The sequence below is a fragment of the Caballeronia sordidicola genome, from assembly GCF_002220365.1.
In the GTDB taxonomy this organism is placed as follows: Bacteria; Pseudomonadota; Gammaproteobacteria; order Burkholderiales; family Burkholderiaceae; genus Caballeronia; species Caballeronia sordidicola_C.
In genome coordinates, this window is the sequence record NZ_MTHB01000196.1 from 1 (window position 1) to 6,669 (window position 6,669).

The following is a 6,669-nucleotide window of genomic DNA, read 5'->3' on the forward strand; positions in this document are numbered from 1 at the left end:
CGGCGTTAAACGCTCGGCATTGAACGCTTCAAGTGCAGCCAGATTCGCGCCGCTCTTGTCCACGGTAATTGTCTCGGGCTCCCCGTTCTGTTCAATCGCCTTCTCGCAGTAGCGGCGAGCAGCGGCGTTATCACGATGGTCGCGCAGTAGGAAATCCACCGTGTTGCCCGCCTTGTCGACGGCACGGTACAAGTATTTCCATTGGCCTTTGACCTTTACGTAGGTCTCGTCAACGCGCCAGCTCTTGCCGACAGGCCGTTTGCGTTTGCGAAATGCTTTTTCAAACACCGGCACCAGCTTGATCACCCACCGGTGCACGCTCGAATGATCCACCTCGATACCCCGCTCGGCTGTCATTTCCTCGAGGTTACGCCGGCTCAGTGAGTACCCCACGTACCACCGGACGCACAGTAGGATCAAGTCCAGCGGGTAGTGCAGCCGCTTCAGTACTTTGCCAATGCCAGCGTCTTGCGCGGCGGCTTCGTCTTTGCCATCATGCTTGTCATGCGTTGCGCTAGACGAATTTTACTTGACCGCGTTAATGCGACAAAACCAATAAAAGTGGCTAATCTGCCAACTCGCCGAAGCCGGCCACGGGGTTGAAAATCCTGTTGGCCCGGTAGGTCTGCGTATTTCACACCAAGCTGGACAAGGATTCCGCCTTCACGCGAAACGCGTGTCCAGCTTCCGCGAAATACGCAGTAGGTCAGCTTTGATGGACAGACAAGCCGCGATGCCGTTGCAGGAATATGAGCAAGCCTAGGGGTGGAGTACCGCTGGTGCTAGACTCGGAATCTACTCATGAAGACCTGCGGTTCACCGGGTCGCACAGGTTTGGGCTTGTAAGCTTGCGCGGTGGTAGGACGACATCGCCATCATACTGATAATCGGTTCCAGCGGCCGCGGGCCCAGGACGGAATCGAAGTCACCGAGATCCAATCGGGCGAAGTCGGGTAGTCGATCGAAATGAAAACAATAAAAAACTACGATGTATCGTCTTGATCGTCCAGTTCGCTGACACGGCCGAGCGAGGTACGCACGGCGTTCGTCGACGACAAGCCGTATTCCGGAAGAACGATGATCACGGCGCGGAAGTTACGACTTACTTCGTGATTACACGTCCGGTCTTGCCGCAAATGAGTCATGTATTGTCGAATTTCATCGGGACGCTAAGCTTCTCTGCGCGGCTCAGCGTGAATGCCCCGCCGCAAATGACAAACTTCATCGGCTCCCCTGTTTCTAGCGTCGCTTCTAGGCTTCCGGTCGTGCGCCCAATCCTGATCTTGAGTCTACGACTACGCCACTGTATGCCGAAGGAAAGGCTCCGCCATGTGGCTGGTAGTCGTGGGTCCACGGCCAAATAGTCGCTGTGCAGAGACAGACCCGCAAATCCGAATACTGCCATCAACCATATTCCCCCCAAACCGGCGATATGGACGCCACCCTCAACGGCCGCTTGACTATCGTCGAGATCGATCGCTGAAACTTCGCGAAAAAAATCGAGGGCTGCGTCTGTGTCACCCAATCGGGCGGCGACCAACCCATGCATGGCGCGACTCAACGAACTGCCATGGCCGCAGCGCGGAGCATAGTAGTCGAAGTTCTTCTCACCGGAGTCGCGAGGAAACTCGTCCGGAAGCAACGCCAGGAGCGCTACCACGTCGGCCTGCTTGACCACTTGGGATGCTTGCGTGCGCTCTCGCCCGAGCACTACGTCGAGCGGCACTGACCGACCGGCGTAGTTAGCCAGATCGATGTCGTCGAGCGTGAAAAAGCCGGCGAACTGCTCGAAAAGTCCAGTACCGGGATCAAGGCCGGTCGCTATCGTTTCGGCAACGCTCCGCCATTGCTCCAGCTCGGCATTGCCCAGGCCAAGCCGACTCGACAGGCTTTTCCAGCGCTCGGGCCAACGGGCGAGCAACAACGCGGCCACATCGAGTGCTCGCCTGATGTTCCAGCGTGCCATAACGTTGGTGAAAGCGTTGTCGTCGATCGACTCATGATATTCGTCGGGCCCGATGACGCCCCGAATGTGGCATTGACCGTCCGCTTCCGGCTGCGCACGGCTTGACCAGAACCGGGCGGTTTCCAAAAGGATTTCGGCACCTGCGTCGCGCAGGAATACCTCATCGCGGGTCGCCTGCCAGTATTGCCAGACTGCATAGGCGACGTCCGCGCTGATGTGCTGCTCTTGCAAGCCGCAATTGACATCGATAACCTTGCGATCCGGACCGAGCGCGCGCGAGGGGCAGGTCTCCGCACCGGTGTCGGCCGACTCCCAGGCGTAAAGAGCACCCCGCCAGCCCAATCCGGCCGCCTTCGCACGAGCGCCATCAAGCGTATTAAAGCGATACATGAGGAGCGCCCGTGCCGCTTCTGGCCAGGTCAGTATGTAGAAAGGGAGCAGGTAGATTTCCGTGTCCCAGAACACGTGCCCGTGGTAATCGTCACCGGTCAGAGCGCGCGCAGCAATCGAGACGCGTTCGTCATCAGGGTTAGCCGCGCCATTGAGGTGATAGAGAGCGAATCGCAATGCCTGCTGTGCGGCCGGATCACCCTCGACCTCGACTGCGCTGCAGTCCCACCGACTTGCCCAAGCCGCCTCATGCGCCGCCACGACACCGGACCACCCTAGCCTCTGCGCAGCGGCAAGCGCATCCCTTGCATCGCTGCCAGGGTCAGCGTCATCGGTGTCGCCACGCGCAACTGTCACCAACCGCTCGAAACAAGCGACCTGCCCTGGCTTGGACTTCCAACTCCAGGCCCATTTAAACGGGCCAGATATCATCGGGGAAACCTTCTGACCATCGACGCGCAGCGACAATTCGGCGGCCATCGCTAGGCGTTTGCCGGAACCCAGCACATGCCATAGGCCAAAGCCCTGCTCCATGCGATCGGGTAAGAGGCCGATGTCCAAGCCTTCAAAGGAAGCGTTCAGCGCAATCTGCACTTCGCCCTCGCCCCGCGTGTTCTCCAACTGGATGAGTTGCAGCGCGGTTGCATGTTGGTTGAGGCAGGCGAGGTGCAAGCTTCTTATAAGAACACCAACGTCAGAAGCGTTCGAGAGACGTCTTTCTGTGATTACGGCCCCCCGGTGCATGTCGAGGATTCTGCGCTGCGACTTGCCGTCACCGGGCCGGTGTACCGGTGGCTCTCCGTCGAGAAGGATGTGAATCTGAAGCCAATCGGGGGTCGCGACTAGACCCGGTATGGCCTCCTCTTCATCCGCTGTGTCGAACAGCCCGGCAACGAGCGTGCGCGACGTGGCGACCCATCGGCCGCCGCGATGTATCGCTCGCGCGCCACGTACTCCGAGGAAACCGTTGCTGATTGCAAAGCGTACCCCCCGGCTGATTTCAAGCAAGCAGTCGTAGCCCGCCTCTGAGATGACCCAATTGGGATCTGCCGATGGTGTAAAAACGTGGTCCATCGTTCTGGCACTGGTCATATCGACACCCGGTCAAGCTGCCCGCGAGACAGCTTATCAATAGAGACTTCGTCCAGACTGGTCACGACCAGCGTGGCACCAGCACGCCAGAGCGAGGCCGCGTCACCAAGCCGCGCCACGCCCAGCGCCACCATCCCGCCAGCTCGCGCAGCCTCGACACCTGCCGGAGCATCCTCGACAACAAAGCAGTGTGCAGGTGCTGCAGGCAATTCGCCCGCAGCAAGCAGGAAGATCTCTGGGTTCGGTTTGCCCTCCCGCAAATCGCGGCCGCATACGTTGGCGTCGAAGGCATCCAACAGGGTGTGTTGCTCGTCTAAGGCGACGCGCGTCATCATACCGTTGGCATTCTTTGAGGATGATGCGACGGCGATAGGCCAACCCAATGCCATGATCGCCTTAACAAAGCGGATTGCGTCAGGGAATGCGCTTACAGCCCCTGCGTCAATCAATTCCTCCAAACGCTCCTGCTTACGTTGCGCATACGCACTCGCCTGCTTTTCAGCATTAGGCACGCCCAAGGCCTGCAGCGCCGATAGCGCGCCGCTGAGCCGCGGCTTGCCTGCCACTTGAGATTGGTACATTTTCGTGGTAAAGAGCGCTGGCTCAGCAAAACCGCCAAGCGCTTCTCGCCACGCGCGCTCGTGAGGAGATGCGAGCAGGACCCCGTCGACATCAAAAATGGCGGCCGAAAGAATCTGTGGAACGTCCAATCCGGAAGTTTTCGATTGAAGACTAGTCATGGTTGGTACCAGACGCGACACAGGGGGGAGACTGGGAGTGCGCATATGAGCGGCATTCATAGCATCAATGGAATCGAAAAACGCGTATTCATCGAATCGCATTTTGAACTCCATTAAAAATTTCCCAAGTCTTCATACCTGTGACCAGACGCTGGCTATCTGCTCCGAGAGGTTCAAACCGTGTCGCAGAAGCGAAACTGGGATTGCATTGCGTTCAAGTATCCGGCAGACGCTCACTAAAGGGCAGGTTCGGAAACTACTCAGACCGGGCCGATCGAACTTGAAAAGCCACACCACGGTTAGACCCGTATCAAGTGTCGCCAGGTGACGTACAGATTACAGATCAATTCCGCCGCCCCGGCGCGGTGACCGCAGCTCTACCAGTCGTGTGAGCGAACACGAAAGTGGCACGGCCGCACTCGCGACTCTCGAACCGGCAACGTTCGCCTTCACGGCTTTAGGGATATTTGACCGCCCCGTTAACCTCAGATATCTGGCTTGCGGCTTTGCCGTCGTTGCCGATAGCGCCTTGCGCCTTCAGCGTTCTAGTTGCGGTCGTTGTGTCCTTCAGAATCCCCTCGGAGCCTGTAGCGATCAGTGCTCCCTCTGCACACTGGACCTACGACTAGGACAAGACTTCTTTGGCAAACGCCTTGAAATCGCTCACACATTAACCAGGCGTGTCGGCATCGAGACATCAGCATTCGGTGCTCTAGCGTCGACTCGATTCGGTCAGCACGATCGGACTGCATGACCGTCGCCAATTGAATGACGCCATATCAATCTATTTGATCAGCCGATCTACGTTGGCGGTTTGGCCAACAGTAGTTTGAGCGCCCCCATCGCTTTGCCGAATTTGTCCCAATCCCCGCGCTGCATGGCCTTCTGTACCTCATCAAATTGCATCCTGGCCTGGCTAGAGTTAACCTCGCCGGCGGTCGCCTCCGCAGTCGCGCTACTCGTTTGCGTCGAATGCCCTTGTGTTGTGACCGCTTGAGGTTCCTGGGTACCGAAGAGGCCATTGAGCGCCTCGTCGAGCGTTGGCGCCATCACAACCTTATCGGCCGTAACTGCGATGACGCGTTTCAGTTGTGGAAAGTTCGTGCCTTCGGCGGTCATGTACAAGGGCACCACGTAAAGGAACGAATTCTCGATCGGCGTCACGATCAGTTTCCCGCGAATCACTCGCGACCCTTGTTGATTCCAGAGGGTGAGCTGCTGAGAAATGGTGGTGTTCTGATCGATCATCGCCTCGACCTGATTGGGTCCGTAGATGAGCTTCTCCTTCGGAAGCTCATAAAAGAGCATTTTTCCGTATTCGGGAAAATCAGACCTGGCAGCCATCCAGGAGATCATGTTGTCCCGATTTTGCGGCGTAAAAGGAGTCATCAGCAGGTACTCAAGCTGGGTGCTTCCAGGAAGCTTCATCAGGATGTAATAGGGCTCCATAGGTTGCGTCTGACCTGCGTATTTTTCCATCGGGGCGGTCCAAAGGTCCTCCCGGTTGTAGAAGACCTGGGGATCCGTCATGTGGAAAGTCCTGTATTGGTCGGCTTGGACGGTGAAGAGACCCTCTGGATAGCGTAGGTGATTCTTGAGATCCGCAGATAGCTCGCTTAGGTCATTGAAAACTCCAGGAAACGCCTGCCGGTAGACAGCTAGGACGGGATCCTTGGGATCCATGACGTAGAAGCGGACGGTTCCGTCATACATGTCTACGACGACCTTCACCGAGTTCCGGATGTAATTCAGCCCGTCAAAACCCGCCGTAGCGCGGGGCTCAGCCCCTGCTGTCTCGGGCGCTCGAGTTCCACCCATCGTTTCGACGCCCAAGCTGCGCTCCAAAGCGGTTTCATACTGCGATGTCTGCTCCGGATTCGCGTACGGAAAGTAATTCGAGACTGTGTAGGCGTCTTGAATCCAGTACAGCTTACCCGCGCTCAATACGGCGTAGGGATCATGGTCGAGGCGCAAGAACGGAGCGATCTGTGCAACGCGCTCGCTAACGTCTCTATGGATCTGAATTCGGCTTTCGGGCTTGAGATAAGAGGTCAATAAAATGTTGACGTCGGCTTTGGTCCAAGCAAACAAGAGCCTCTTCCAAAAACTGTTTAACGGTATTCCGCCCTTACCGCTGTAGCTGGTGTAAACATTGTCATTACCCTTGGGGTAGTCGAACTCCTTGATATCAGTCGCCACGATCCGGTACCCCGACATCGATTGTCCGTAGTAGATGGAAGGCTGAGTGATGGACAGGCCAAACTCGGATTCGGCTGGGACATTCTCAAGAAGGTATCGCGGAAACCCTCCCCCGACCGTCTTCGAAACGAAGTTCATGACCGCGCCATAGCCATGCGTGAACTGCAGGTACTCGTTGACCCAGGTTTGCGCTTTCGCGGGAAGTTCCGGCGAAAGCTCGCGGGTGGAAAGCATCACCTGATGATAACCATCCGCCAAGTGATAGCGGTCGGTATCGATATT

5 protein-coding genes are annotated in these 6,669 nt (G+C 57.2%); all 5 read right to left on the reverse strand.

The window, feature by feature from the left end:
* On the reverse strand, positions 1-459 hold a 459-nt coding region (locus BSU04_RS27700), incomplete at its 3' end, for an IS6 family transposase (protein ID WP_144021371.1).
* Positions 460-983: 524 nt separating this feature from the next.
* On the reverse strand, positions 984-1,145 hold the full coding sequence (locus tag BSU04_RS46670) for a hypothetical protein (protein WP_179258465.1): 162 nt from the start codon (positions 1,143-1,145) through the stop codon (positions 984-986).
* Entirely contained in the window at positions 1,142-3,448 is a 2,307-nt protein-coding gene (locus tag BSU04_RS27705; protein WP_256983346.1) for a glycoside hydrolase family 65 protein, read from the reverse strand. Before BSU04_RS27705 ends, BSU04_RS46670 begins: the two co-directional genes overlap by 4 nt.
* Positions 3,445-4,290, reverse strand: a complete 846-nt coding sequence (locus BSU04_RS27710) for an HAD family hydrolase (RefSeq protein WP_256983347.1) — start codon at positions 4,288-4,290, stop codon at positions 3,445-3,447. The genes BSU04_RS27705 and BSU04_RS27710 overlap by 4 nt, the downstream gene beginning before the upstream one ends.
* A 699-nt stretch (positions 4,291-4,989) precedes the next feature.
* The coding region (locus BSU04_RS27715; protein WP_179258466.1) for a UPF0182 family protein at positions 4,990-6,669 on the reverse strand (1,680 nt) is incomplete at its 5' end.

What these genes read in the sequence shown, in the direction of transcription:
- BSU04_RS46670 (WP_179258465.1), bottom strand. Translation starts at nt 1,145, where the DNA reads ATGACTCATTTGCGGCAAGACCGGACGTGTAATCACGAAGTAAGTCGT.
- BSU04_RS27705 (WP_256983346.1), bottom strand. Translation starts at nt 3,448, where the DNA reads ATGACCAGTGCCAGAACGATGGACCACGTTTTTACACCATCGGCAGAT.
- BSU04_RS27710 (WP_256983347.1), bottom strand. Translation starts at nt 4,290, where the DNA reads ATGCGATTCGATGAATACGCGTTTTTCGATTCCATTGATGCTATGAAT.